Genomic DNA, 25,661 nt, shown 5'->3' on the forward strand with positions numbered 1-25,661 from the left:
TTTTCAGTTAATCCAGCGTCAGGCCCAGGTAGGCCTTGCCATTCAGTTCCACCGGCCTGAGTGGCCGGAGCATCCCAAACCGCCGAAGCTCGCCCCGCTCCGGAAACAAAGCTCCGTTCTCCGGCAGACGCAGATGATAGCTGTGCGCCGGCATTTCGGCAAGCAATTGCCCAATCAGGGCGGGGAATGCCGCCTCGTCTGCCATCAGCTCAGTCACTTCGCAGGAACCGTCCGCCAAACGTCGGCAAAGCGCATACGCCCCGCCGTCGTCTGCTTGTGCGGCAATCAATTTCCCGCCGTACTGGCGGTTGAAGCCCTCTGCAAAGCAGAGCGCGCGCTCCTCCCACAAAACAGAGCCCCAAAGGGAGGAAAGCTGCTCTTTTCGGATTTCCCTCATCTTCGAATAGCCTATAATGACCCGGCCGCGCTGGGCGCCCGCAGAAAGCTGAGAAAGCTCTTCGGCAGAGGCCGTTACAAAGCGGGTAAAAAAGGCTTCTTCGTAGCCATAGTTTGCGTAGTAATCATACAGTGCGTCGCTCGACGGCAGCAAGCACGAAAAATGCTCGCCCCGTTTCAGCCCCAGATGTGCTGCGGCCCGCAGCAGAGCGCCCATGCAGCCCTGCTTACGGTACTGAGGCAAAGTGGAGGCGGCGTAAATATAATGGCCGCGCACTTCACCTCCCGGCTGCACCATGCGTACCGGCAGCATATGCACCATCGCAGCCGCTCTGCCGTCTATTTCGTAAACAAGGCAGGTGCGCGGCTGAAAGGCATTATTGAAAAAATAGGCGGTGGGCCGCTTGGGGTCGCCAAAGCAGGCCTGCCATATCATTTCGAGCTCCGGCTGCATGCCCCAACGGGCCAGCCTGATGATTCTGCCGCTCATTTTTCCGTTCCCTTCAGTACCGCACGGTACTTCTCCAGTATGATCGCAGGGTGGTAGGAAAGCTTCGCTTTACGCAGGCCCTCCATCCCAAGATCCTCTTCCCGGTTAATGTATTCGTAGCTCGCCAGGTTGCGGCGGGCAAATTCGTTGTTGATGGCCGCGTACAGGCCGTCGTAGCCCGCCAGAGCCTTTTCAAAATGAAGCAGGAACACCTGCGGGTTAATTTCCTCACCGATGGTATAAGCCACGGGCTTTCCCTCAATGCGGATCAGCCCGCCGGAAAGCTTCAGCTCTTCGAAATTGGCAAACGCTTTTCGCAGTGCGCGCACCTCTTTATCAAGCCCGTTTTCCGGATCACACCCGTTCTGGCGGCACCATTCGCAGCTAACCTCGCGGCAAGCATCAAGCGTGTCAACCGTGACATCCTCATATTCCCACTGATACTGACGATTAAATTTGGAAACGTGATTGCGCTTGCCGTGAAATTTTCTGCCCGCAAGCTCAATCAGATCGCTGCTATTATAAATATAGTCCGCGCCGTCCCGGTCGACGCTGAATTCGAACCGGCCCGGCATCGCCTCTTCCATGCGGGCAACTTCTTTTTCGGTCATGCCCCACATCTGAAAACCAAAGCCCTTTTCCGCCGCGTCGTCAATCAGCAGCTGCAGCGTGTCCCTGAGGCTCCCGGCGTTTGCGGGGTCTGCCACATAAGGGAAATTATAGGTGTGAAAATGCTCACCTGAGGACAAAAGCACATACCCATCCTGCCGGCAAATACGAGAATGATACGATTCATTCCAGATAAACAGGGTGCCGAACGCATTCTCGCTCCCCATTTTACCGCTGGCCGCCAAAATCGGCTGAAGCCATTTTCGATCCTCGATCGTTGCATATTCAAATTTTAACATAGATTGCTACATTCCTTTATGATTTCACTTTCCATGATTTCCACATGGATTTGCTGCGCCGATTTGATTTGCCCGTTCTCGGCGCACGGGATGACAAGCCATCCCAGCTTTTGGGCGCAGTACAATGCGCTTTCCCGGCAGGCAGACAAAAAGGCGGTGTCCTTTTCGTGCAGATCTTTTTTCGCTTCGTCACCCTCATACCGTTCCCGGAGCAGGCGCTGAGAAATATCCAGCGGCATGTCCAGGTATATGACGGCATCCGGCGCGGGAAGCTCCAGTTTATTATACTCAAAATCGCAGACCCAATCCAGATAGGAATCCCATTCGGAGCAGGGCAGCTTGGTCATTTGGTAGACCATGTTGGAGGTAGTATACCGGTCGGCAACGATCAGACTGCCATTTTCATACGCCTGCTGCCAGTAGCGCACATAGCTTGCAAAACGATCTACCGCGTAAAAAGAGCTGGCCGCAAAGGCATTCACATCCTGCGGATGCGCCCCGAGCTCACCGCCCAGATACATTTTCACCAGCGCGGAAGACTTCTCCTCATAATCAGGGAAGGACACACGCCGCAGCCGCACACCGTTTTGCTCCAGCGCCTGGCACAGAAGAGCCGTCTGCGTGGCCTTTCCGCTGCCGTCAAGGCCTTCCATCACAACCAACCGACCAATCACGACTTTATCTCCAGATTCTGGTAATACGCACGCACCTCAGCCATTTTGCCGCAGCTCATTTTTCCTTCCGGACAACCGCCGCGCACACAAGGCGGGCCGCAGTGAGAGAACAGGTTCGGAGCGACGCCACGCACCAGACGCAGCATCTGGATCGCGACCTCCTGAATTTCCCACTGGGCGCGGTTGCAGCAGCGGTGAGAAAAGAAATTGTACAGCGACCGGGCGTTCATGGTACAGATCATTTTTGTTTCACAGGCGTTTGGCAGCACAAAGCGCGCGTCCTCAATCGCCTTTTTCAGTGCCGCGCGGGCAGCCTCTTCTGGTTTTTTACCCTGCGCGACCATTTGAGCCTGGTGTTTTTCCTGCAGCAGACGGGTCAGACCCTCATACCGGCGCTGGGCCTCTTCCATCGATTCGATGAATTCCTGTCTGGCCTCGGGGATTTTATCAATCTCGGGCGGAATCACGTAGCCAAACTGATGCTCCGCTACATACCGCTGACTCTGCACGCTGTAAGACGCAATGCGATGGCGGGTCATCTGCGCCAGAAACGCGCGGGACACCCCTTCAATCGCAAATGTAAATGATGCATGCTCAATCGGGCTTTCATGCCCGATTTCAGAAAGCATCTCGACAAAACGGGAGGTTTTTTCCTCCGTCAGGCCGTCCATAATATGTTCCACATCCGCAGCGGAATAGCAGAGCTTTGCGGCGGCTGCCACCGTCTGCTCCGGCTGGGGTGTATAGGCGATCAACGCTACCTTTGCCATTCTTCTTATTATCCTCCGCTTCTCGCCGAACCGCCCAGAACGGACGGATCCGGCCCTTTGCTCAGTAAAATTACTACATGGGCGCCGTATTCCAGCGTGTCTCCCTCTTTATGATCCTGGTAACCAACAGCCTGCCCGACCGGGATCTTGTCGTCAAACACATCCCTTTTTGCGGGAGTGAGCCCCGCCGACGTAACCGCCAAAGAGGCATCTTCCAGGCTCATGCCGCGAATCACGGGCAAAGAGCGCATTTTGGCCCCCTGACTGACGACGACGACAATTTTCACACCCTGCTGCGCCAGCTCTCCCGCTGTGGGAGACTGGCTGATGATCTTACCCTCAGCCACCGTATCGCTGAATTCCTGGTCAGACACCAGAATGTCATAATCCTCGGTGCCAGCACTTTCCGCCGCCAGAACATCGTCATACTTCTTCCCCACCAGATCAGGAACCTGCACGCGTTCCGTTCCGGAAAGATCCGCTGTGGCCAGGCCGTTCATCAACATTCCGGAATCGGTGGATTCCACAGTTTCTGTCATCGCGGTGGAATCCGCGGCGCTTTTTGCCAGACTGCCAAAGCTTGGCGGGAACAACCAGAAAATACCGATACAAAGAAAAAGTGCCAAAGAAACCACACCGGAAGTAATTGCCCAGACGATGCCCGGGATGCCCTTTCGGGCAGACTCTGGCTCCGAAGCGGCCTCCGGCGGCAGAGGTTCCTCTATTTTCGCCGTAACGGTGGGCGCCGCGGAAAGCTCTGCCCGCAGGCGCTCAAAATGAGGGGTACGCTTCGACGGCATCACCTGCAAAGCGTTGGCCAGGCCGGTAATTACATACGGCGGCAGGCTTTTCAGCGTACTGGTCGGGATCATCAAACGCGAGTCTGTTTTGCGGCGCAACGCGTCCTGTGGCAACGCACCGGTCAACGCAAAAAACAGACATGCGGCAAAACCGTACACGTCCGTTGACTCATCCGGCACATAATTCATCACATATTGCTCAAGTGCAGCACAGCCCGCCACCAAATCCGGCGGCAGGTCGGTATCCATACGGCGTACGGCGTCTAGCTCAAAATCGGTCAGCTTCATGCGGCCATCCTGCAAAATCACCAGTGTATCAGGCGAAATGCCAAGGTGGTTTACGCCCTTCGAATGCAGCGTACTCAGTGCAGACAGCACCGGCATAAACAGTGGGCGGGCGGCATTCCAGTCGAGGCTGCCGCCGCGGCGCTCCACAAAATAGCGCAGCGTAATGCACTCTTCCCACTCCGCAACCGTATAAGCTGTTCCGTTTTCTTCAAAAATATCATAAATCTGCTCTATGGCAGAAAGCTGCCGCATGTGAGCCAGCTCACGGGCATCATTTAAAAAGGATGTTTTATATTCCTGAAACGTAACTTCGCTGCCGTCTACCACACGCACCGTCTGGCTATTTGGCAGGCGCTCACTCATTGTTTGGGGGAAAAATTCGCGAATCAGTGTTTTAATATTCAGCACACTGTCGTAGCCGATATACGAAATACCCTCTCCGTTACTTTTCTGGGTCAAACCCGTCACATATCGATTTTGCAGCATGGTTCGCAGCGGCAGCGCATCCGGCCGCTGCGGCTCATCCGCCGGATGCCCGCAATGAGGACACGGTTCCCCAACGGCTTTTTCCGACATACAGTTCATGCATAGCTCAAAGTCAGTCATACTGGTTCCTCCATAATGCTATTATGGACACACAAAGCAGGCGTTATCCCGCCAGTCGCGCCCGCAGCTCTTTAAGGCGGATAACGCCGGGCATTCCGGATCACCCCGGCTGTTTTTCGGGTGAACCCAGACCACCCTATCTTTACATTTAAGAAGTATACCACAATCCACCCGCAAAAGGCAAGACCTTGCGCCTGGCTCTCATTTTCGGTTCGATGTTTTAAGACATTTTTCGCCGAAATTTAAAAGGAATCGAATTGATATTCGCTTCTTCCTTTGTTATAATAATTTAACATAAAAATGAAAAATTCTTTCCTGCCAAAGTCGGTAAGAATTGATTTCATTTTAATTTGTTTACTTATGATTATTATAGCAATATCACTGATGGAGGATGGAGGGATTGTCTGATGAACCGGAAAAAGGGAGGCAAGGTGGCCGCCGTAATCGACATCAGCTCGAGCATGCTGAAAATGAAGATTGCCCAGCTGCAAAAGGATGGAATCGTCACGCTTGACCGGCTGGAGTATCCCATCAAAATCGGCTCCGAGGTGTTTCATGGCGGTAAAATCAGCTTTGAAAGCCTTTGGAATCTTTCCTCTACCCTGCATGGATACAGCGACGTGATGAAGGAATACGGCGCAGAACAGCAGCGCGTGGTGGCTACCACAGCTCTGCGCGAGGCCAAAAACATCGATTACATCACTGATCAGCTGAAAATTCAAAATGGAATTACCGTACAGGTTCTGGAGGATGACCAGGAAAAAACACTCATCTACTCCGAAATTCTGAACTCGATACAGACCATGCCAAACTTCCCGGCCGGCAACACGCTGATTTCATTTATCGGTACCGGCAGCATCGGGCTTTCTATTTTTGATGGTACGAACATGATCTTCTCCCAGAACATCTCGATGGGGCCGATGAAGCTGTACAACATGCTCGGCAGCATTCAGGAAAACAGCGGCGATTTTGATACGGTGGTGGAGGAATACCTGAACCTGATCGTGCAGCACATTCCGATCCCCGGGCGTCTCAAGAGCATCCGCAACTTGGTGCTGGCCGGCAGTGAAATCGAGCTGATTGCACGTATATGCAGCGTTACGCCCGAGCAGGGGCATTATATCATTCAATCGGAGCTGATCGGCCGGCTGCTGCAGGAGGTTCGCGTCATGACGCCGGATTCTCTCGCCGCCAAGTACGACATATCAGACGCCAGCGCGCAGGTGCTGTACCCGGTGCTGGTAATTTATATGCAGCTTTTACAGCTCACGCACGCTGACCGGGTGATCTGCCCCAAGGTGGAGCTGTGGGATGCCCTTCTGCGCCAGATGCTGGTGCCGAAAAGCAAGCGGAACTACGAAACCCACGTGATCAACAGTGCGATTTCGTGCGCGCAGTGGATCGCCGACCGCTACCGCTGCAATCGCGCGCATTCAGACACAGTGCGCCGCTTTTCCTGCCGGATTTTTGACAAGACGAAAAAGATTCACGGCATGGACTACAAAAGCAGGCTGATTCTGGAGCTGGCCTGCATTCTGCACGACGCAGGATATTACATCAATTCCAAGGAGCACCTGAACAGCACGTTTGATCTCGTCAAAAATATCGACATTTATGGCCTGACCGACCGTGAAGTGCTCATCATCGCGTTTTTATCGAGCTATGACGAATACCGCGTGCCCAGCGACGACGACCCGGAATTTAACCGCCTTGACAAGCAGACCCGCCTGATGATTTCAAAGCTTGTGGCGATTTTCCGCCTTTCAAACGCGCTGGACAAATCGCAAGCGCAGAAGCTTGCGGATATTACAATCAAGCTGGAACGCGACCGGCTTGTGATCACGGGCAGCAGCGACGGGAACCTGACGCTGGAAAAATGGGCGTTCGATCTGTGCGCGCCGTTTTTTCAGGAGGTATTCGGGATTCATCCCGTACTGAACATTAAAACACTGATGCTGTAAGAAAGGGGGAAACACCATGGGTGAGAACAAGCAGCTCCCTTTTATTAACCGGGAACTGAGCTGGATGGACTTTAACTGGCGCGTTCTGGAGGAAGCCTTCGAGAAGGAAAATCCTGTGATGGAGCGACTGCGGTTTTTGGGGATCACCTCTTCCAATCTGGATGAGTTTTTCATGGTGCGCGTGGCGGGCGTCAAGGCTCAGGTGCATTCGGGCTATAAAACGCCCGATCTCTCCGGTCTTACGCCGGATGAGCTTATGATTCGCCTCACACGCAAAATCCGTGCGTTTACCGAGCAGCAGTATTCTGCCCTGCACCGCTCCATCCTGCCGGCCCTGCGCAAGGAAAACATCTTTTTTTGTGCGCCGGGTGATCTGAGTGATGCGCAGAAAAATTTTCTTTCGGAATATTTTAGCAAGGTGCTGTTCCCGGTTTTGACGCCTTTGGCGGTAGATCGCAGCCGACCGTTCCCCATGCTCTCAAACAAGAGCTTGAATCTGGCAGTCCGCCTGAAGGGTGAAGAGGAAGCCTTGTTCGCAGTCGTGCAGGTACCGTCGATTCTGTCACGCTTTCTGCTGGTTCCGGATGCCGAGCGAAATAATTATGTGCTGCTGGAGAATATTATCTCTTATAAAATTAATGATTTGTTCGGTATGCACCACATTGAGGCTTGCTCGCCCTTCCGCCTGACGAGAAACTCTGATCTGGAAATCGACGAGGACGCCGAAGATCTTCTGACTGAGGTGCAGAAATCCATTAAAAAGCGCAAGCGCGGGCGGCCCGTGCGGCTGGAGCTATTGCAGAACTGCGACCCTGAGATTAAGGATTTTCTCGTGGAAATGCTAGACCTAAAGCCAAATGACCTGTTCGAGGTTCCCGGGCCGATCGATCTGACCTATTTGACGAAATTCGCATCCCTGCCGGGGTACGATTCTCTGTGCTTTGACCCGATTAAACCCGTGTACCCCCCCGCGGCCTTCTGGGGCTACGAGGATATTTTCGAAGCCATCCGCGAAAAAGACCGAATGGTGCATCACCCATACGAAAGCTTTCAGTGCGTGGTTGATTTTGTCAGACGCGCCGCGGACGATGCAGATGTGCTGGCCATCAAGCAGACCCTGTACCGCGTCAGTGGCCACTCCCCCATTATTGGGGCCCTGATCCGCGCGGCGGAAAACGGCAAGCAGGTGACGGTGCTAGTGGAGCTGAAAGCCCGCTTTGACGAAGAAAATAACATCAACTGGGCGAAAAAGCTGGAGCAAGCCGGCTGCCACGTCATCTACGGTCTTGCGGGCCTGAAAACCCACTGCAAGATTTTGCTGGTGGTGCGACGTGAGGAGGACGGAATCCGCCGGTATGTTCACATGGGAACCGGCAACTATAACGACTCCACTGCAAAAATTTACACCGATATCGGCGTGTTCACCTGCCGTGAACCATACGGCATCGATGCTTCATCGCTGTTTAACGTGCTTACCGGCTATTCGCGCCCGCCGGAATACCGCAAATTTGTAGTGGCGCCGCAGGGAATGCGAAGCTTTTTTGAGCGCATGATCCGACGCGAAACCGAAAACGCAAAAAAAGGTCTGCCCAGCGGCATCACCATAAAGGTAAACGCTTTGATCGACCCGCAAATCATCGGTCTTCTGTACGAAGCGTCACAGGCGGGCGTACCAATTCACCTGATCGTGCGCGGCATGTGCAGCCTGATTCCCCGGCTGCCGGGGCTGAGCGAAACAATTACCGTGCAGAGCATAGTCGGTCAGCTTTTGGAGCACAGCCGTATATTCGCCTTTCAAAACGGGGGCGACCCAAAAATTTATATGGGCAGCGCCGACTGGATGCCTCGCAATTTGGATCGCCGGGTAGAGCTTGTCTTCCCCATTGAGGGCGAGGAACTGAAGAAGCGTGGGTTTGAAATTTTGGAAATCCTGCGCAGCGACAATGTGAACACTCGCATGATGCAGCCGGATACCACCTACCTGCACAGTAATCGGCGCGGCAAGGCTGCTGTGAATTGTCAGTCTTTCTTCTCCACCATGGCGAGAAAGAGCCTGACGGAACTGAAAAAATCGGAGGAAAGCAAGCTGATGGAACCAATCCGCGATGCGGATAAGGCAAAACGGCTGAAATAACGGAAAGGGGCGCACAACGATGAGAGTTGGAATTTTGACCAGCGGAGGCGACTGCCAAGGGCTGAATGCTGCGATTCGCGCCGTAGGAAAAGCACTTTACGAAAAATTTGAGGAAGACATCACCATAGTCGGTATTCGCGACGGTTACCGCGGCCTGATCGACGGAGATTACTGGGAGATGGGCCCTCGCGATTTTTCCGGCATTTTAACGCTGGGCGGCACGATTCTCGGCACTTCGCGCCAGCCGTTTAAAGAGATTCGCGGCCCGGAGGGCAGTCAAAGCGAAAAGGTGGAGCAGATGAAGCGGAACTATAAACGCTTAAAGCTCGACTGCATCGTCATTCTGGGCGGCAACGGCACGCACAAGACCGCGAACCTGCTCAGCGGAGAGGGCCTGAATGTCATCACGCTGCCAAAGACCATAGACAACGATCTTTGGAACACGGAAATGACTTTCGGCTTTTCCAGTGCAGTGGAGATTGCCTCGATGGTGATTGACTCCATTCATAGCACAGCCACATCGCACGGGCGTGTGTTTATAGTCGAGCTGATGGGCCATAAGGTGGGCTGGCTGACGCTGCACGCGGGCATCGCGGGCGGCGCGGACGCGATTCTGCTGCCTGAAATTCCCTACAATATCGACTCGATCTGCCTCGCGCTGCAGCAGAGAAAGCGCTCCGGCAAGCAATTTTCAATTCTGGCCGTGGCAGAGGGCGCTATCTCAAAAGAAGAGGCCGCGCTTTCCAAAAAGGAGCTCAAGGCTCAGCGGGCGAAAAGGACAGAGCCTTCCCTTTCTTACCGCCTGGCCAGGGAGATCGGTGAACAAACCGGCAACGAGGTGCGCGTGACGATCCCCGGGCATTTTCAGCGCGGCGGCAGCCCCTGCCCTTATGACCGTGTGCTGGCAACCCGCCTTGGCACCGCCGCGACCCAGATGATTCAGGACCGCCGTTTCGGCTGCATGATGGCTCTGCAGAACCAGAAAATCGTCCCCGTTCCGCTGAGCGAGGTGGCAGGCAAGCTCAAAGCGGTTCCTCTGGACTGCGAGCTGATTCAGTCTGCGCGGGACATTGGAATCAGCTTCGGCGACTAAACATCCAACCAAATAGATTGAAAAGAGGCCATACCATTTGGCATGACCTCTGAGCTCTTTATGCTATATCTGCTTGAGCCTTCAAAAAACAGGATGTGCATCCATGAAAAACGTGAGTCTTGAATTTCTCATTCAAAACTCCCGTAGCCCGCATAAATACTGGATTTATGGGCCATGCATCTATATTAGGCAATTGTCTTGACCCATGTGACAGGAATTAAACTCCGTGGTAAGGTCTTTGCCTGCGGATAGGCCAAAATGGGTGGCTACCCTCCAAGCCGCACTGTTTGTCACATCATAAACAATACCGTTCACTGCAACATAGGCGGGGATTCCATTTTTTCCATGATACAAAATTTCACATCAACGCACAAATCCCGCAGGTCAGCATTTCTGCCAATCCTGCGGGATGCTCATTTCGAGATATTCAAGATTTTTTATATCATGAGTTTGTGCAATTGCCCTGACCTCATCCTGCACCGCCACAGCCTCTGCCTTGACCGTTACCATTCATCCCGCCGAACCCTGCACCCATCCCGCAGCCGGCTCCTCCGTTACCCGTACCGTCACAGGTTGCCTGGCGTTCTTCAATTGCTTTGATAATTTCATCTGCTCTTGCCTGTGTCATTGTCCCGGCCTTAACTTTCTCAGCCAATGCATCTTTCTTAATTTGAAGATTCTCTGCTTTGAATTCTTCCAGCTTTCCTGCATCCTTCGCAATCGTGCCATAAGTTTTGCCAGTTTCAGACCTTTCAGTAATAACGCTCTCTACTGTTTTTCCGGTTAGCCCCGCCACTGCCTCGGCTGGAGAACTGTACTTAGAAGCAGCAAACGCGGTAAGTGAGGTTGCACTGACAACAAGTACCATTGCACCGATGGCTGCGATTTTTTTTAGCTTTGTCATTTAAAACGACCTCCTTGTTATTGTTGTTTTTTATGTTTAACAACATATTGTTGCTATGGTTATAGAATACCGAAAAGGTGTGGCAAAAGTGTGTTTTCTGTTTTTTAAGTCTGTGACAAATATCATGCAAAAACATATTTTTGTCACAGCTTTTTTCTATAATATGTTATGCTTTCAATATAATAAATAATGAGGTGATTCTATGCCGACAATTTTAATTGCTGATGACAATAAACAAATCACCTCAATTTTGGAGGAGTATGCGAAAAAAGAAGGGTTCGTCCCTAAAGTTGCACTGGATGGACGTGAAGCAATCGACCTGTTTCAAAAGCTATCTCCCGATATTGTTCTGCTTGATGTCATGATGCCAAAAATGGACGGATTTGAAGTGTGCCGGGAAATCCGCAAGACTTCCAATGTTCCGGTTATTATGATTACTGCAAGAGGGGAAGACTTTGAGAAAATCATGGGGCTCGATATTGGTGCGGACGATTATATAGTAAAGCCGTTTTCACCGGGAGAAGTCATGGCCAGAGTGCGCGCAATTTTGAGGAGAATCGCCCGTGCGGATGGACAAAAGCAGCAGGTTTATTACTTTGATAATCTAAGCATCAATTTGGATGATTATATTGTCACGATAGATAAGCAAAATGTGTCTTTGACAAAAAAGGAAATTGAACTTTTATGGACACTTGTCACGAATAAAAACAAGGTGTTTTCCCGCGATAATCTGCTGAATAGTTTGTGGGGATATGATTATTTTGGTGACAGCCGGACGGTCGATTCACACATTAAGCGCCTCCGCGCCAAGCTTGGCGAATTTGACCATGCAGGTTGGGAAATAAAAACCATATGGGGCGTTGGCTACAAATTTGAGGGAAAAGCAAATGAAGAATAAAATTGCATTTAAACTTACGATGTATTTTTCAGCTGCACTTCTCTTGTTTTCCATTATAATAGGCAGCGTTTTTATGACACTTTTTAAAAATCACACCATGGAACTGCATAAATCCGACCTGCAAAAACGTGCGGTTACAATGGCAGGCACGCTTTCGGAATACATAAGCGGTACCAATAATTCCGGTGGCGGTATTATGGGAAGCGGACAAATGGGATATGGTGCATATCTCCGCTTTTTAGATAAGATTGCAATGACCGACGTCTGGATTGTGGACGAAAATCTTCAGCTTATCACTGCTGGTCACATGGCAAACCAACAATACAACTATGCAGATTTGCCGCAAGATGCTGAAACGGTCGTCAAAGAGGTTTTTCAAGGAAAAACCACCTTTAGCGAAGGCTTTAGTAATCTTTTAAACACGCCGACCTTAACAGTTGGAACGCCGATTCAATCAGGAGGAAAGGTAATTGGAGCACTGTTGCTGCATTCACCGGTAGAGGGAATGAATGAAGCTGTCTCGCAGGGATTTGGCGTTTTGGCAATCAGCATTTCTGTAGCTCTTGTGTTATCTATTCTTTTATCTATTGTACTTGCAGTCGCTTTTACCAAGCCTTTGAAAAAGATGAAAAATTCCGCTATGCAACTTGCCTGCGGCGATTATTGCGTCAAGACCAACGTACTGCAAAAAGACGAAATTGGCGAACTTGCCGCGACAATTGATATTTTAAGTGAGCGGCTTGATCTTGCCAGCCGCGAAAGCGAACGGCTTAACAAGCTTCGCCGTGACTTTGTTGCGAATATTTCACATGAACTTAGAACCCCGGTCACCGTTATTCGAGGTTCACTCGAAGCCCTTTGTGACGAGGTGGTAACCGACCCGGAGCAAGTAAAAAGTTATCACCGCCAAATGCTGAATGAAAGTATGTTTCTGCAAAGGCTTGTGAACGATTTGCTCGATTTATCCCGCCTGCAAAATACAGATTTTAAAATAGAAATGCAGGAAATCAGCCTTTGTGATGTTCTCAGTGATGTTGTCCGCAGCGCACGACACATGGCACAGCTTAAAAATGTTGAGATCCGGCAAGAGCACGATACACAGATGTGCGCAGCATTTGGCGATTATGGACGCCTGCGCCAGATGTTCTTAATCATTCTGGACAACGCCATCAAATTTTCGCCCCAAGGCGGTGCCGTCACCGTATCCTTAAAAGATAAAACGGTATCCATCCGTGACAACGGAATTGGAATTGCACAGGAAGATTTGCCGTATATTTTTGACCGTTTCTATCAAGTGAAGTCAGAAGAAAATAAAAGCGGTACGGGGCTTGGACTTGCGATTGCAAAGCAGATTGCTGATAGACATAATATTCGTATCTTAGTCAATAACAGGCAAAACGAAGGAACTGAATTTCAATTTCAATTTTAATAATTTAAGGTGTTTGCCATTTCGTATGACAAGCACCTTATTTTTGGCATACTTTAATTTTCATATCCAGCGTGACCTAATCACTGAATGAAAATCTTTAGTACGTAATTAAAAACACGTTAGAATCCAAAATATAATATGGAGGAAAATCAAAATGAAATCTCTGGTTGTTAAAGCGGCTCGTTGTCCACAAAATCATCTTTACCCTTCGGTCAAAGTTTGTCCTGTTGGTGCTTTAATTACTTTGGTATTGCTATTTATGGGAACAAGAAAAAAGTAAACAAGCTAACAGGTTTTATGCCGCTTTTAAGATAATACGAAGATGAGTTTGTTGAGGCGGTCATTTGACATTCCCAGCAGGCTATCACCGACCTGACACTCGACCGCTCAAGCATTGATCTGACACCCGGCAAGGTTTTAAAGTACCCGTAGCCTTTGCTCATGGTGATGAAATAATTTTGAATATTTGGTGATATTCCTAATAAAGCTGATTTATTGTATTTTTTAAATTTGCCGAGGATAATCCGTTTCAAAACCAAAGTTATCCATTGCATGTTTCATCCAATTGGAGTCTTTAAAGACAGGTCTTCCAATGCCAATTAAATCTGAAACACTGCTATTTAAAAGCGATTCTGCTTGTTCTAGTGTTCTAATGCCCCCAGTTACTATAACAGGTATTGAGACAGCCTCCTTAACGGCTTTTGCCTGTTTTATAAAATATCCCGTTTTTTCTAAGTCTGGCGCTGTGTAACGACACATTCCACCGGATATATCCAGTATATCAGCGCCTTCCTTTTCTAATTCCTTTGCCACTGTAATACAATCATCTAAGCTAAGCCCACCATCCGTATTGTCCGTAGCACCAAGACGGAATAAGATAGGAAAATTATTGCCAACTACATTACGTATTGCTCTCAATACTTGAAGATGGATAAGCATCCTGCCTTTTATATTGCCTCCATATTTATCATTTCTCTTATTAGTAAGTGGTGACAAAAACTGATTTAATAAGTAACCATGACAGGAATGTATTTCAACTCCATCGAAACCAGCTTGTTTTGCTCGCAAAGCCGCACTGGTAAAATCACTTATGATTTTTTGAATATCACCATATTTCAGCTCACATGGAAGCTCTAGATCTAATTTCGAAGGATTTATAACAGCTGATGGAGCAATGGGCTGCGAACCAATGATTGTCTCTTTCGTACCACTTCCCGCATGATTTAACTGCAAAATAACAGGGCATCCATTATGATGAATGACATCGGAAATCTGGCGTAAACCTAAAATCATACTATTGTCCGCAGAAGAAATTTGATGAAAATTGGTTTTCCCATTCTCTGAAATAAAAGAATGTTCTGTAATTACCACACCAAAGTATCCGTCACGTGTTTTTTCATCATAAAATTGTAAAAGAGGTGCAGTTATTTCTCCGTTTAATCCTGCTCTTGATGATGCCATAGGAGGCAGAACTAGCCTGTTTTTCAGTTCCAGATTTCCGATTTTTAAAGGAGTAAACAAACGAGACATAGTAATTACCTTCTCTACTTATTGATTTTTTCAACTGTTAAGTAACTCGGTGATAACAATACAAAAATGAGTTTTTATTAAGCTTTTTAACTCATATTTCATCTGAATCACATGATGGGTGCCAAGTCACAATCAATGGGGAACGGTTCACGAGTCGTCTAAATCTATATTTGGGATAACCAACTATGATTCCACCTGTCACCATTAAATTGTCAGGTATATCCAATAGCTCAAGTAAGGGCTGATAACCTGAACGAGCGCACGTTTCCACAAGTCCTGTCCAACACGTACCTAACCCCATACTTGTTGCAAATAATTCAGCATACGCAAGAGCGAAATGAGTATTGTCACGTCCGCGTGCGAAATTTTTATCAGAAAGTGCTAATATCAAGCTAGGAGCATTTCGTAGAATCACATCTTCACCAGTCTTGTGATAATGCTCTGACATTTCAATTAAATTAGCAGCAAATACTTCTTTGGCGGCGATTGCTTCATCCATCCAGGCAATTGTTGCTTTTGTAATGGCACATAGAGTTTTTTTATTATTGACCACCATGTATTGCACACCCTGTGTATTATTACCTGATGGCGCTAATCTGGCTATATCCAACAATTTTAATATTTGAGCTTTCGTAATCTTATCCTCTTTATATACTCGTACAGAGCGTCTAGATCGAAGAAAACTCTCTGCTGTTTCAGTATCTAAAACAGTGGGTGTATCAAATAATACTTGCTCTGAAATCGGTGCTTGAACGTGATTTAATGCTCCTTGTGGACATATTGCAACACAGTGACCGCAAGAGATACACGTATGTCCTGCATCGACCGGAAATTTTTCCTCATTCATTTCAATATAATTCTTTGGACAAACCTGAGCACAGATTTCGCAATGAACACATTTTTCTTTATTTACATGAAGCAAAGCCATTTAAATTCATCCTTTCTTTTAATACACAACCCATATACTACTTATCATCTTTTTTTTGATTGTCAAGTGGCTTAGTATAGTTGAATACTTCTTTTGACCAACTACGTGACCACTCACCAAATGGACGCAATAATTCCATAAGCTCTTTTCCTCGTTGTGTCAATTGATATCCCTCAATCGTACGTTCTACAATATCGGCTTCTCTTAACTCCTTAATACGATTGTTTAGTATTGCAGGAGAAATAGATTCACATCGCTGTTGAAGTTCTCGAAAAGTTGTGGAACCATTCTGCAAATTCCAGATGATACCCATTGCCCAATTTCTACCCAAAAGATCAAAAAGAGCCATTATAGGAAGTCCTGATTTGGAACCGCGAACTGGTTTCCCTGGATGTGGAACAGGCATAGTTTTAATCCTCCTTAATTAATATCATATTTTTCAAGGCACCGCGCACATATCTAAGCACGGTGATAGCCAAACACTTTATTTATTGGCGGCTTTCTCTGACAATGGTTGTCCACCAATCCCAATATTACTGAATAGAGAATGGTTAACTTCAACTGCAACTGAAGTCAATTTCTCAATCAATTCTCTTTCTCAGGTTATTTTTTTAATTATAATCATTGGCATAACTATTTTGTTCTTAAATAAAAGTATATCTTTTGCTATCTAAACAATAGCATGCTATTAAATAAATAGCAATAGTAAAAATTAAAATATTTCTATGGATCATGACATTCTGTAAAGACATATAAACTACAATTTGTTCATCGCATTTGTTCACGAATTTAATCAGGCTATGCTTACCTGCCACCTACTGTCTTAGATTTAATACCCCTAAGTTTTGGTTATGTGTCAAAATAGAAAGGCCGCCGATGACAAAGAATTACAACAAAACGAACTAAAATACCTGAATTTATTGAAAAGTAACTCATTATTAGAATCTGGTCCTTGGGGGAAAAAGAAAACCTCCATCATGCTTATTCTTAGGATTTATGTTTGTTGGCCATCAGTTTTTTTGTATAGAGCGAAAGATACGCCTAATCGGACATATAAAAAATGAGAATCGGTTTGATATGCATGCATTCTTTAATAAAAAAAGCAGCCAAACAAGTTCGACCTTAAAATAGTCCTTGCTCGGCTGCTTTTAATTTCCAATAGTATCAGAGTTTCCTTTATTTTTAACAAAAATTTTGATTGTATAATCACATCATAAAAGTCACCGTCATAATTTAGGACGCTACCTGTAAATCAGTAGTACTCATAATCCAAAAACATCTTACTCCTGAAAACTTTTCTATTTTTACCGTTGTGGAATGCTTTTTTACAGTCTAAATTCTTTATAACACATTAAATGTGCAGGTTCAAATATAATTATTAACTAAAATCAAATTGAACTTATATACTGAAATTTACGTATTAAACTTGAAAAGATCACGTAATCTGCTTTGTAAGTTCATGTAAATGATTCGCGCACAAAATAACTCATTAATAATAACGCTATTTTTTGGTGAGCTCGAGGATAGAAAGCGTGTAATTATTAAACATAGAAAAAGTGCTGGAATTAAATCGTAAAGATGTACAGCAATTTTTGTACCTTGGTCAGTTCACTGATAGTTCTTTGTATAATAAACAGACTGTGAATTTCAAAATCATACCAAGTTTTTCAGTTTGCTCATAATAAGAAATTCTGGTTATTCCTAACTGTTCATCAATATGTCAACACCTCATAACCCATTTCGGTTACGAACACTGTTTTTTCCCATTGTGCAGAAGGCTTCCCATCGGCAGTACGAACAGTCCAATTATCGTATTTATCTGTTACTATATTGGATTTTCCCATATTTATCATAGGCTCTACAGTAAAAACAAGCCCTGGAACTAAGAGCATTCCTGTACCTTGCTTTGTCACATAACCGACCCAAGGATCTTCGTGAAATTGCAGACCAATACCGTGGCCTCCGATTTCTCGAACAACAGAATATCCATTTTCTCTTGCATAGTCATGAACCGCTTGCCCAACATCTCCAAGAAATCCCCACGGTTTTACTTGTTCAATGCCCCGATCCACACACTCTTTCGCAACATCAATCAGTTTTTGTTTCTCAGCGGAAACAGCACCGACGCAAAACATGCGTGAAGAATCTGAAAAAAAGCCGTTGTAAATTGTAGACACATCAATATTCACAATATCGCCGTTTCGCAGGAATACACGATCAGAGGGGATACCATGACATACAACATCATTAATTGAGATACACACGCTCTTAGGGTATCCTTCGTAATGAAGGTCTGCCGGAATGCCTCCGAGCTCCTTGGTCCTTTCAAAAATGAGCCGATCAAGCTCTTCCGTGGTTACCCCATCAACCACATAACCCCCGATGAAATCCAGTACAGCGATGTTTCGCTTGCTGCTTTCCCGGATACCTTCAATCTGTTGTTTTGTTTTAAGCAATTTTCTATGGGGCACTTCATATCCTTTTAAGCGGTAGATTTCCATTTGCTCATCGATAAAGGCATGGCATTTTTTATATTTTCGACCGCTACCACACCAGCAGAGATCATTTCTTCCAAGTTTGTCGGACATTTTTTCTCCTCGCATTTACGAATTCGGAGGGAGCAATACACCATATGGACTAATTGAGAAGAGGAATACCGCAAGCTTTCCGATATTGCCGTGGCGAACATCGAAACGCTTGTGAAAAGGCTCTTGCAAACGCTTCAGATGACGAGTACCCATATCGAAAAGCAATATCGGTTATTCTGTCATTGGTTATGCAAAGATCATAAGCGGCAGCTTTTAATTTACATTGGGCAAGAAATTGTTTGTATGTCATACCCATGTGCTCCCGAAACTTTGTAGAGCAGTAATACGGTGAGTAACCAACATATGATGACATATCTTGCAGACTTGGGTTTTCCATTATGTTATTTTCTACCCACTTTGCCATTGTTTCTATTGTTTGTACAGACATTTGCTTCACTCCTTGCTCCAGTATATCAATTCTCACAGACAATTACCTGATATAAGTTGCACATATGAGATAAGGTGCTTGCCGATAGCCTGCGTAATTTGACTGCAGCAGGAGTTTACGGATTCCATTAATTACTGCACACATTATACTCTTTCTGCAAATTAAATGCTCATTATATAAATAATCGGATTGTGCTATCAAAGAAAGTTATAAACATTATGCGAAATTGTTATTTGGTTTATTATACTTTTTTCATAGAAGTCCAAAGATTTACAACTTTTTTATAGGTCACTGGCTTTTTTAGATGATGTGGCAATTTAAACAACAGGCAGTAAAAACCAAAGGAAGGAAAATCTTACTATTACAAGTGGCCCTCTAAGAATCGACAGCGATATTGACAAGCCAATTATTACTTGGCTGGACAATAAGCTCAACGGAAGAAAGAAATAAGATTCGCTCCGTAAAATAGGGCAAAGAAGCGCAGCTGCAGAAAAATCCCCCTCTGCGGCTGCGCTTCTTTTTTTTGAAATAACATTGAAAAGCGGAGGAAGCTTAGGAAAATATCAGAAAATTCAAGATAGAAAAATCAGAGCCGTCAAGTTCGACGGCTCTGATTTTGGTGCGGGTGTTCTTACGGCATTTATTCAAAAAAGTCAGTAATGCCAAGGGTTTACGGGCAGTTAAGAAGCAGTATTTACATCCAAAAATCGTTATTTATATCGTTCTATCAGGTACTGTGACCTGCGTAATCACATCGCGAAGACGGTCTTTGCCAACCTTATATTCCAATACTTCGTCGGCGGTGTTACACCATTTTTCGTTTGAGCCATCTATTTTTGCAATACAATAGCGGCTTCCATCCCAAAAGATTCCGTATTGTTCAGAATGCCATTCCAAGACAACTTCACCATGGAACCGCATGCATTTTTTAAAGTCGCTGATTGTATTAAAGTGATCGTCTTCCAACCTATTATCAGTTATTTTCATAATGTCACAGATACCTCCGCGCTTTGACTTAAACTCCGGTACATTACCATCAAAATAATTGACCGCTGGTCCGAAGTCAGGATGTTCATCTGGATTATCCCAATTAATGTTGCTGCTAATGCTACTTAGAAAGATACCCTAAACCGTTCTATCTATTACCTTTACCTTTGTAATAATGTCGCGAAGTTTTATTCCGTCAATTAAACAGTTCAAAATATCATCGGGAGTTTCTGCGTCAAAGGCTTCAGCATAATGATTACCTTGGCAAAGGCTAATCTTTCCGTTAGGATGTGTAATACTGTAAGATTTATTATTCCAGACGAATTCAAGTTCACCGTGAGCTTTCATACACCATTTAAACTCGCTGATTGTTTGAAAATTTAAATTTTGCTGCTGGATGTCATATGATTTTTCATACATAGCGAATAACTCCTTACACAAAAAGGATTTAAATTCCGGTGCTCCATCGGGATCGTTAATCGGGGATCCGGGATCTGGATATCCATTTGACCAGTCAATATTATGGTCATGTGGATTACTATGTTTGTCAGGTCTATTATGATCTGTATTATGCCTTTCTTTGATCGCTCTGCCTTCATCTCCAATTTTTGTTTCGAATTTTTCCCCTTTATTATTATACGTTACCTTTATCTCACCCGGTTGGCCAAGAAATCTTTGATCCATTGGTTTATTAGGGCTGGGTCTCCATTTTCCACCATAAGCGCTACCCATTCCAGTCTGAATAACGTTATTATAATACTTATCATTTCCACTTACAACATATCCGCTTTTAATGATGAGGTTGCTTCCTATCGGAAGAGGTTCTTCTCCGCAGATGTATTTCACGTATTTTGAGGGCGCATATGGATCATCGTTCATGTACTTCCACGAACTTAGTTCATAGTCGACAAACACAATATCGCCCTGCATCTCGGGGAACGGCGTATTGTAGCAGATAATCTTTTCCGGTTCAATCCGGCGAAGCATCTCGTTATAGCCCTTGAGGAAAAACTCTTTCTGATCTTTTCGGTTATCATGTTCCGATACCATGTAGGTAGATACTGCAACTGTGGAGCCCTTTTCAATTCCATCAAAGCAGAAATCAAACGTATTTTCGTTTCCCCAACTGACAGTGGGAACGACGCGAATCAATCCCTTTTGATGCAAAATAGACCCCACACCAACGGTTTCGGAATGTATTGTAAAGCTGCAAAGCCGGTGTCATCTCGACATACATGCTGAAATCTGGAGAGAGAACAGCTCGATAATGTTTCAGTTTTTCCAAATCGCTATCTGGATTTTTCCATACACGCTCGAATTTGTAATCGTACAGAAAAAAATGAACTCTTCAAAAAATTTATTAAAAAATGCCGCAGTGTTAAATACGGCCACTTGAAAAACTTTTTTTAAGTCGGTAAAAAACAAAAAGCAACATACAGGCTCGAAACCTTATATGTTGCTTTTTCATTGGTGCGGGCGACAGGACTTGAACCTGCACATCGGAGATACCAGAACCTAAATCTGGCGCGTCTGCCAATTCCGCCACGCCCGCACATTTATTCTGTTTGATACAACAAAGGACCTTGGTTTTAAATCATTGTATTGAAACAACTTTTATATTATAGCGAAAACATGAATCTTTTGCAAGAGCGACTTTCATACGCTCTTGCAAATATTTCAAACTCGTATGAAAGTATCTTTCTCTTTCCAATTATAGGGGCAGGATTCCCTGCTCCAACATAGACTGTGCCGCCAGCATCGCGCCCAGCTTGCCGCTGTGGAAGTTCAGTCCACCCTGCATCCAGACGGCAAATGGCTCGCGCAGGGGAGCATCTGCCGAAAGCTCGATAGAAGCGCCGAGCGTGAAAGCTCCGGCCGCCATAATTACCTGGCTGTCATAGCCGGGCATGTCCCACGGTTCGGGCGTAACAAAGGAATCGACCGGCGCACCCTTCTGAATTCCGCGGCAGAACGCGATGAGCGCTTCCTGTTCGCGCAACAGCACGGCCTGAATAATATCCGCTCTCGGCTCGTCCCATCTTGGAGTCACATCATATCCCAGGCTGGAAAAGAGTGCGGACGCGAAGGCGGCGGTTTTCAGCGCCTCCCCCGTTACATTCGGAGCGTGGAAGGCGCCGAGAAACAGCTCGCGGTTATTGCCGAGGGTACAGCCGATCTCCCGCCCGGTGCCGGGAGTGGTCAGACGGTAGGAGCAGCTTTCCACTAAATCTCGCCGGCCTGCAATATAGCCGCCGGTGGGCGCGATGCCGCCGCCCGGGTTTTTGATCAGAGAGCCGGCCATCAAATCCGCGCCGTGCTGGGTGGGCTCTTCCGTCTGAACAAACTCGCCGTAGCAATTGTCCACCATTACAATGCAGTCCGGCGCGCGGCGCTTGGCGATTTCCGCGATGCGCCCAATATCCTCCACGAACAGCGACGGGCGCAGACTGTACCCGCGAGAGCGCTGAACATATACCATCTTGATGCCGGGGTGAATCCGGCGCTCCATTTCTTCATAGTCCGGTGCGCCGTCCTCCTTTAGATCGAGCTGCTCGTAACGCACACCAAATTCCTTGAGCGAACCGTTGCCGTTCCCGGTGATCCCCAGCACACCGCGCAGAGTATCGTAGGGAATCCCCGTCACGCTCAGCATGGTGTCGCCAGGGCGCAGAACTCCGAACAGCGCGACGGTAAGCGCATGTGTGCCGCTGACAAAATTGGCGCGCACCAGAGCATCTTCCGCACCCAGAGCGTAGGCATACACCTCATCGAGCGCGTCGCGGCCGCGATCGCCATAGCCGTAGCCGGTCGTTCCCACAAAATGGCTTTCGCTCACCCGCGCATGGTTAAATGCCGCCAGCATTTTCTGCTGATTGTAGCCGGTTACCTCATCAATCTGGCGTAAAACCGGCTCGAGCTGCTGCATTGCTTGCTCCGACGCGGAAAGGATTTTGTCATCCAACTGAAAAAACGGATAAACCATATGATTCTTAGCTCCCTTATGTTTCTTATTCCACGGAATAAGTCTAATTCAAAATGATTGGCCTGGCTCCGGTGCGGCATCACAAATCGATCCGTTCCGCAGCAGATCCAGCTCGGCCCACCGGCCCGCAGGGGAAAAGGACAGCGATTGGTAAAAGAGCCTGGCTCGTTCGTTTTCGCACAGCACATACACCCTTCTGGGCAAAAGGCGCAGAAGCAGCGCCCGCACAGCCGCGCCGCCAAGGCCCTTGCGGCGAACGTCGGGATGCACCGCCACCGCCGAAAGGACAACGGTGCTTTCCGTCATACTGCCCGCCATGGCGCAGGCGGCGAGCTTCCCCGAAAGGACTGCTCCCTGCGTTAAGGATGCCCCATGGCGAACGCGATGGGAAACGTCAAGATAAAACGGTTCAAACTGCTCGACCCGCTGCTCCCCACACTCGCACAGCAGGGAAAACAGTTCGCGAACCGGCACTTCATTCAGCCACACCACGCCGCTTTGGGCCATGGGCTGTATCACCGGAGGACAGACAAAAAGCTCTCCCGCCCGGTTCGATCCTCCATACAGAGCATCTGCCGCACTCTCCGAACACAGAAGAGTGCGGCACCCGGCAGCGCAAAAAAACTCTTTCAGCTCGTCCCTATTCGCCGTGCTGTTCCAGTGCAGAACCGCGGCGCCATCCAGTGAGGATACTGCGGCGGTCACTTCCTCCTGCTCATCCGTTTGTACCCAGAAGCGGGCAAACGGCAGCGAAAGACCATAGGCTCTCTGCAATCCCGCAATTTTGCACCCAAACGGACTGCCCTCACAAAAGCGCTCGAGCAAAGGAATCTCCGATTCCGTGAGCAGACGGATCACTGTGCGTTCTCCCCCGCCGCGATGCGCACGGCCAACTCGCGGACAAGGCGCTCGGTATCGTGATAATCCTGCTCGGCAATCAGGCTTGCGGGGCCATGCAGATACCGGCACGCGATGGAAACCGCAATGGTTCTCACCCCGCTGCGGGTGGTGTGAATCGCGCCCGCGTCGTTTCCTCCGGCTACCGCCTGCTTTGTCTGGCAGGGAATTTCCCGTTCTTTGGCAAGCTGCATCGCCAGATCAAAATAGGGCTTATCGTAGATGGTGCGGCGATCCATAAAAGAAAGCACCGGCCCCTGCCCAACATGGCACACCTGCCGTTCCGGCTCCACACCGGCAATATCGCCTGCAGTGGTGGTTTCTACCACAATCGCCGCCTGCGGGTCTACCGTATAGGCCGCGACCGCCGAACCGCGCAAGCCAACTTCCTCCTGCACGCAGAAAACGAAAGTCATGTCATAGGGAAGCTCCTCTTTGATCATATCAATCAAAATCGCGCAGCCCGCTCGGTCATCCAGCGCACGGGAAATCACCGTGCCGCGCTCCTGATGGAATCCGGCGTCAAAGGTGATAGAATCCCCGGGCGAAACAAAGCGTTCCGCTTCTTCTTTGTCTTTCGCACCGATATCAATGTACATATCTGAAACAGGCACTGATTTTCCGCGCTCGTCTCCCTCGAGGAGATGGATCGGCTTGGCACCGATGACACCGGATACTGTTCCGTTCACCAGAACCGGCTTTGCGCACAGAACGCGTCGATCAATTCCCCCGACCTCCGCAAATTTGAGCAGACCGTTTTCACCAATCTGCGTTACAATCATGCCCACCTCGTCCATATGGGCGCTGAGCATCAGCCGAACGGCGGGCTCCTTTGCGCCCTTTTTCAACGCGATTATATTTCCCAGGGCATCCTTCTGCACCGTGGTGGCAAACGGGGAAATTTCTTCTAAAATGATGGCGGCCACCTGCTGTTCACGACCCGAAATGCCCTGAAGCTCGCAAAGCCGCCGCAAAAGAGTTACATCTGCCATACTTTCCCCTCCCCGATATACGCGGCTAACAGCTTTGCCGTATTCTCAATATCCACGGTGTCGATCACTTCCACCGGCGTGTGCATATAACGCAGCGGAATCGAAGCGAGCGCACAGCGCACACCGGAACGTGCCGTTCCGATGGAATCCGCGTTCGTACCCGTGGTGCCGCCCATGACTTCATACTGGAACGGAATTTTCCGCTCCCTGGCCAGCCGCACCAATTCGTCGGTCATTTCTTTGTGGAGCGTGGGAGAAATTCCGATCATCGGCCCGGCAGACATTTTTCCGCTCTTCTGCTCCGGCACGCCGGGCTGCCCGGCGAAGCTGACATCCACAGTGATCGCCTCGGTGGGGTCGTGCGCAAACGCGCCCGTTTTGGCGCCCTGACCGCCCACCTCCTCACGCGTGCTGAGCAAAATGGTCACGGAGCAATTCAGTTCTTCCTTCGATAAAAACTCCGCGCAGCGGATCAGCGTGCAGACACCCGCTCGGTTATCGAGCCCGGCGGCGGTCAATTTGCCGCCCAGCAGGGCGCGGGGCGTGATCTGCCACAAAATGCGGTCGCCCGGAGTAACCAACCGCTCGGCTTCTTTCCGCGTCAGGCCGACATCGACAAACATTTTGTCTACCGGCTCCACCTTTTCCTCATTGCCCTCCACAAGATGCGGCGGCAGGCAGCACACCACACCGCGCAGAAGCTCGCGGCCAAACACCGTTACCGTGGTACCGGGCAGAGCGCGGCGATCCACGCCGCCGCAGGCGGCCAGGCGCAAAAAGCCCTTCTCCGTAATACCTGCGACCAAAAGACCGATCTGGTCAATGTGCGCGTCCAGCAAAATCCGCCGCTCTGCCGTGGGGTTCCCCATTTGGCAGACGAGATTTCCCAGCGGATCGTAAGAAATCGTTCCGTACTGTTTCAGTTCCTGCTCCGCCGCTTTTACCGCAGCATCCTCCGCACCGGACATGCCGGGCGCAGAGCAAAGGCGAAACAGAAGCTCCTGCAGATGTTCCATA

The 25,661-nt window shown here is 48.2% G+C and carries 27 protein-coding genes and 1 tRNA gene; 8 read left to right on the forward strand and 20 right to left on the reverse strand.

Features of this window, described 5'->3' with window-relative positions; all coding sequences use genetic code 11:
- Window positions 1-7 precede the first annotated feature (7 nt).
- From QOS46_RS07460 to QOS46_RS07480, 5 genes are read right to left on the reverse strand one after another with little or no spacing between them, the layout of a single operon-like run.
- Entirely contained in the window at window positions 8-886 is an 879-nt protein-coding gene (locus QOS46_RS07460; protein ID WP_283608626.1) for a GNAT family N-acetyltransferase, read from the reverse strand.
- On the reverse strand, window positions 883-1,794 hold the full coding sequence (locus tag QOS46_RS07465) for a DUF2156 domain-containing protein (RefSeq protein ID WP_283608629.1): 912 nt from the start codon (window positions 1,792-1,794) through the stop codon (window positions 883-885). Before QOS46_RS07465 ends, QOS46_RS07460 begins: the two co-directional genes overlap by 4 nt.
- Window positions 1,788-2,468 carry a dTMP kinase gene (locus QOS46_RS07470; protein ID WP_283608630.1) on the reverse strand — a complete coding sequence of 227 codons (681 nt, stop codon included), beginning with the start codon at window positions 2,466-2,468 and terminating at the stop codon, window positions 1,788-1,790. The genes QOS46_RS07465 and QOS46_RS07470 overlap by 7 nt, the downstream gene beginning before the upstream one ends.
- The gene (thyX, locus tag QOS46_RS07475) at window positions 2,465-3,238 is read right to left on the reverse strand and encodes an FAD-dependent thymidylate synthase (RefSeq protein ID WP_283608631.1); all 774 of its coding nucleotides are present in this window, start codon (window positions 3,236-3,238) and stop codon (window positions 2,465-2,467) included. The genes QOS46_RS07470 and thyX overlap by 4 nt, the downstream gene beginning before the upstream one ends.
- A gap of 8 nt (window positions 3,239-3,246) precedes the next feature.
- The gene (locus QOS46_RS07480) at window positions 3,247-4,932 is read right to left on the reverse strand and encodes a PASTA domain-containing protein (RefSeq protein ID WP_283608633.1); all 1,686 of its coding nucleotides are present in this window, start codon (window positions 4,930-4,932) and stop codon (window positions 3,247-3,249) included.
- Between the two features lie 407 nt (window positions 4,933-5,339).
- On the opposite strand from QOS46_RS07480, the gene QOS46_RS07485 reads away from it, so the two are divergent.
- From QOS46_RS07485 to QOS46_RS07495, 3 genes are read left to right on the forward strand one after another with little or no spacing between them, the layout of a single operon-like run.
- On the forward strand, window positions 5,340-6,893 hold the full coding sequence (locus QOS46_RS07485; protein ID WP_283608635.1) for a Ppx/GppA phosphatase family protein: 1,554 nt from the start codon (window positions 5,340-5,342) through the stop codon (window positions 6,891-6,893).
- 16 nt (window positions 6,894-6,909) lie between these two features.
- On the forward strand, window positions 6,910-9,027 hold the full coding sequence (locus QOS46_RS07490) for an RNA degradosome polyphosphate kinase (protein ID WP_283608637.1): 2,118 nt from the start codon (window positions 6,910-6,912) through the stop codon (window positions 9,025-9,027).
- Window positions 9,028-9,046: 19 nt separating this feature from the next.
- Window positions 9,047-10,120: a 6-phosphofructokinase gene (locus tag QOS46_RS07495; RefSeq protein WP_283608639.1), complete on the forward strand. Its 1,074-nt coding sequence runs from the start codon at window positions 9,047-9,049 to the stop codon at window positions 10,118-10,120.
- Window positions 10,121-10,300: 180 nt separating this feature from the next.
- On the opposite strand, the gene QOS46_RS07500 is transcribed toward QOS46_RS07495, so the two are convergent.
- Complete coding sequence (locus tag QOS46_RS07500; protein WP_326521342.1) at window positions 10,301-10,474, reverse strand: cytochrome b5 domain-containing protein; 174 nt, start codon at window positions 10,472-10,474, stop codon at window positions 10,301-10,303.
- A gap of 1 nt (window position 10,475) precedes the next feature.
- Between QOS46_RS07500 and QOS46_RS14290 the strand changes: the two genes are divergently transcribed.
- Window positions 10,476-10,568: a 4-Cys prefix domain-containing protein gene (locus QOS46_RS14290; protein WP_408611473.1), complete on the forward strand. Its 93-nt coding sequence runs from the start codon at window positions 10,476-10,478 to the stop codon at window positions 10,566-10,568.
- Window positions 10,569-10,589: 21 nt separating this feature from the next.
- On the opposite strand, the gene QOS46_RS07505 is transcribed toward QOS46_RS14290, so the two are convergent.
- Window positions 10,590-11,024 carry a hypothetical protein gene (locus QOS46_RS07505; RefSeq protein ID WP_283608641.1) on the reverse strand — a complete coding sequence of 145 codons (435 nt, stop codon included), beginning with the start codon at window positions 11,022-11,024 and terminating at the stop codon, window positions 10,590-10,592.
- Window positions 11,025-11,226: 202 nt separating this feature from the next.
- Here QOS46_RS07505 and QOS46_RS07510 point away from each other — a divergent pair, with 202 nt between their 5' ends.
- The 4 genes from QOS46_RS07510 (at window position 11,227) to QOS46_RS07520 (ending at window position 13,666) form a co-directional block, all read left to right on the forward strand.
- Entirely contained in the window at window positions 11,227-11,922 is a 696-nt protein-coding gene (locus QOS46_RS07510; protein WP_283608643.1) for a response regulator transcription factor, read from the forward strand.
- Window positions 11,912-13,351 carry a sensor histidine kinase gene (locus QOS46_RS07515; RefSeq protein ID WP_283608645.1) on the forward strand — a complete coding sequence of 480 codons (1,440 nt, stop codon included), beginning with the start codon at window positions 11,912-11,914 and terminating at the stop codon, window positions 13,349-13,351. The genes QOS46_RS07510 and QOS46_RS07515 overlap by 11 nt, the downstream gene beginning before the upstream one ends.
- Before the next feature lie 154 nt (window positions 13,352-13,505).
- Window positions 13,506-13,631, forward strand: coding sequence for a hypothetical protein (locus tag QOS46_RS14305; protein WP_456298797.1), 126 nt, complete (start codon window positions 13,506-13,508; stop codon window positions 13,629-13,631).
- On the forward strand, window positions 13,607-13,666 hold the full coding sequence (locus tag QOS46_RS07520) for a hypothetical protein (protein ID WP_456298794.1): 60 nt from the start codon (window positions 13,607-13,609) through the stop codon (window positions 13,664-13,666). Before QOS46_RS14305 ends, QOS46_RS07520 begins: the two co-directional genes overlap by 25 nt.
- Window positions 13,667-13,855: 189 nt before the next feature.
- Here QOS46_RS07520 and QOS46_RS07525 read toward each other — a convergent pair whose 3' ends face one another.
- From QOS46_RS07525 to QOS46_RS07580, 13 genes are all read right to left on the reverse strand, one after another.
- Entirely contained in the window at window positions 13,856-14,881 is a 1,026-nt protein-coding gene (locus QOS46_RS07525) for an NADH:flavin oxidoreductase (protein ID WP_283608647.1), read from the reverse strand.
- 91 nt (window positions 14,882-14,972) lie between these two features.
- The gene (locus QOS46_RS07530) at window positions 14,973-15,809 is read right to left on the reverse strand and encodes a nitroreductase family protein (RefSeq protein ID WP_283608648.1); all 837 of its coding nucleotides are present in this window, start codon (window positions 15,807-15,809) and stop codon (window positions 14,973-14,975) included.
- Between the two features lie 37 nt (window positions 15,810-15,846).
- Window positions 15,847-16,215, reverse strand: a complete 369-nt coding sequence (locus QOS46_RS07535) for a winged helix-turn-helix transcriptional regulator (protein WP_283608650.1) — start codon at window positions 16,213-16,215, stop codon at window positions 15,847-15,849.
- A 1,306-nt stretch (window positions 16,216-17,521) separates the two neighbouring features.
- On the reverse strand, window positions 17,522-18,397 hold the full coding sequence (locus QOS46_RS07540) for a methionyl aminopeptidase (RefSeq protein ID WP_283608652.1): 876 nt from the start codon (window positions 18,395-18,397) through the stop codon (window positions 17,522-17,524).
- Window positions 18,398-18,446: 49 nt separating this feature from the next.
- Window positions 18,447-18,785, reverse strand: a complete 339-nt coding sequence (locus QOS46_RS07545) for a helix-turn-helix transcriptional regulator (protein ID WP_283608654.1) — start codon at window positions 18,783-18,785, stop codon at window positions 18,447-18,449.
- Window positions 18,786-19,499: 714 nt separating this feature from the next.
- Window positions 19,500-19,772, reverse strand: a complete 273-nt coding sequence (locus QOS46_RS07550; RefSeq protein ID WP_283608656.1) for a hypothetical protein — start codon at window positions 19,770-19,772, stop codon at window positions 19,500-19,502.
- A gap of 138 nt (window positions 19,773-19,910) precedes the next feature.
- Window positions 19,911-20,939 carry a DUF4417 domain-containing protein gene (locus tag QOS46_RS07555; RefSeq protein WP_283608658.1) on the reverse strand — a complete coding sequence of 343 codons (1,029 nt, stop codon included), beginning with the start codon at window positions 20,937-20,939 and terminating at the stop codon, window positions 19,911-19,913.
- On the reverse strand, window positions 20,875-21,057 hold the full coding sequence (locus QOS46_RS14295; RefSeq protein WP_408611450.1) for a DUF4417 domain-containing protein: 183 nt from the start codon (window positions 21,055-21,057) through the stop codon (window positions 20,875-20,877). The genes QOS46_RS07555 and QOS46_RS14295 overlap by 65 nt, the downstream gene beginning before the upstream one ends.
- Before the next feature lie 183 nt (window positions 21,058-21,240).
- Window positions 21,241-21,324, reverse strand: a tRNA-Leu gene (locus tag QOS46_RS07560).
- Between the two features lie 159 nt (window positions 21,325-21,483).
- Entirely contained in the window at window positions 21,484-22,755 is a 1,272-nt protein-coding gene (locus tag QOS46_RS07565; RefSeq protein WP_283608660.1) for a methionine gamma-lyase family protein, read from the reverse strand.
- A 48-nt stretch (window positions 22,756-22,803) separates the two neighbouring features.
- The gene (locus QOS46_RS07570) at window positions 22,804-23,613 is read right to left on the reverse strand and encodes a GNAT family N-acetyltransferase (protein ID WP_283608662.1); all 810 of its coding nucleotides are present in this window, start codon (window positions 23,611-23,613) and stop codon (window positions 22,804-22,806) included.
- The gene (locus QOS46_RS07575; RefSeq protein WP_283608664.1) at window positions 23,610-24,644 is read right to left on the reverse strand and encodes a M42 family metallopeptidase; all 1,035 of its coding nucleotides are present in this window, start codon (window positions 24,642-24,644) and stop codon (window positions 23,610-23,612) included. The genes QOS46_RS07570 and QOS46_RS07575 overlap by 4 nt, the downstream gene beginning before the upstream one ends.
- Window positions 24,632-25,660: a zinc-binding metallopeptidase family protein gene (locus tag QOS46_RS07580; protein ID WP_283608666.1), complete on the reverse strand. Its 1,029-nt coding sequence runs from the start codon at window positions 25,658-25,660 to the stop codon at window positions 24,632-24,634. The genes QOS46_RS07575 and QOS46_RS07580 overlap by 13 nt, the downstream gene beginning before the upstream one ends.
- Between the last annotated feature and the right edge of the window lies 1 nt (window position 25,661).

The organism is Faecalispora anaeroviscerum, from assembly GCF_947568225.1.
Taxonomy (GTDB): Bacteria; Bacillota; Clostridia; order Oscillospirales; family Acutalibacteraceae; genus Faecalispora; species Faecalispora anaeroviscerum.

Bases quoted from the DNA above. Each gene is read 5' to 3' on its own strand.
- QOS46_RS07510 (WP_283608643.1), top strand. From the start codon at position 11,227: ATGCCGACAATTTTAATTGCTGATGACAATAAACAAATCACCTCAATT.
- QOS46_RS07460 (WP_283608626.1), bottom strand. From the start codon at position 886: ATGAGCGGCAGAATCATCAGGCTGGCCCGTTGGGGCATGCAGCCGGAG.
- QOS46_RS07480 (WP_283608633.1), bottom strand. From the start codon at position 4,932: ATGACTGACTTTGAGCTATGCATGAACTGTATGTCGGAAAAAGCCGTT.
- QOS46_RS07535 (WP_283608650.1), bottom strand. From the start codon at position 16,215: ATGCCTGTTCCACATCCAGGGAAACCAGTTCGCGGTTCCAAATCAGGA.
- QOS46_RS07575 (WP_283608664.1), bottom strand. From the start codon at position 24,644: ATGGCAGATGTAACTCTTTTGCGGCGGCTTTGCGAGCTTCAGGGCATT.
- QOS46_RS07540 (WP_283608652.1), bottom strand. From the start codon at position 18,397: ATGTCCGACAAACTTGGAAGAAATGATCTCTGCTGGTGTGGTAGCGGT.
- QOS46_RS07545 (WP_283608654.1), bottom strand. From the start codon at position 18,785: ATGTCTGTACAAACAATAGAAACAATGGCAAAGTGGGTAGAAAATAAC.
- QOS46_RS07465 (WP_283608629.1), bottom strand. From the start codon at position 1,794: ATGTTAAAATTTGAATATGCAACGATCGAGGATCGAAAATGGCTTCAG.
- QOS46_RS07530 (WP_283608648.1), bottom strand. From the start codon at position 15,809: ATGGCTTTGCTTCATGTAAATAAAGAAAAATGTGTTCATTGCGAAATC.
- QOS46_RS07505 (WP_283608641.1), bottom strand. From the start codon at position 11,024: ATGACAAAGCTAAAAAAAATCGCAGCCATCGGTGCAATGGTACTTGTT.
- QOS46_RS07485 (WP_283608635.1), top strand. From the start codon at position 5,340: ATGAACCGGAAAAAGGGAGGCAAGGTGGCCGCCGTAATCGACATCAGC.
- QOS46_RS07580 (WP_283608666.1), bottom strand. From the start codon at position 25,660: ATGGAACATCTGCAGGAGCTTCTGTTTCGCCTTTGCTCTGCGCCCGGC.
- QOS46_RS07565 (WP_283608660.1), bottom strand. From the start codon at position 22,755: ATGGTTTATCCGTTTTTTCAGTTGGATGACAAAATCCTTTCCGCGTCG.
- QOS46_RS07550 (WP_283608656.1), bottom strand. From the start codon at position 19,772: ATGAAAATAACTGATAATAGGTTGGAAGACGATCACTTTAATACAATC.
- QOS46_RS07515 (WP_283608645.1), top strand. From the start codon at position 11,912: ATGAAGAATAAAATTGCATTTAAACTTACGATGTATTTTTCAGCTGCA.
- QOS46_RS07525 (WP_283608647.1), bottom strand. From the start codon at position 14,881: ATGTCTCGTTTGTTTACTCCTTTAAAAATCGGAAATCTGGAACTGAAA.
- QOS46_RS07490 (WP_283608637.1), top strand. From the start codon at position 6,910: ATGGGTGAGAACAAGCAGCTCCCTTTTATTAACCGGGAACTGAGCTGG.
- QOS46_RS07495 (WP_283608639.1), top strand. From the start codon at position 9,047: ATGAGAGTTGGAATTTTGACCAGCGGAGGCGACTGCCAAGGGCTGAAT.
- thyX (WP_283608631.1), bottom strand. From the start codon at position 3,238: ATGGCAAAGGTAGCGTTGATCGCCTATACACCCCAGCCGGAGCAGACG.
- QOS46_RS14305 (WP_456298797.1), top strand. From the start codon at position 13,506: ATGAAATCTCTGGTTGTTAAAGCGGCTCGTTGTCCACAAAATCATCTT.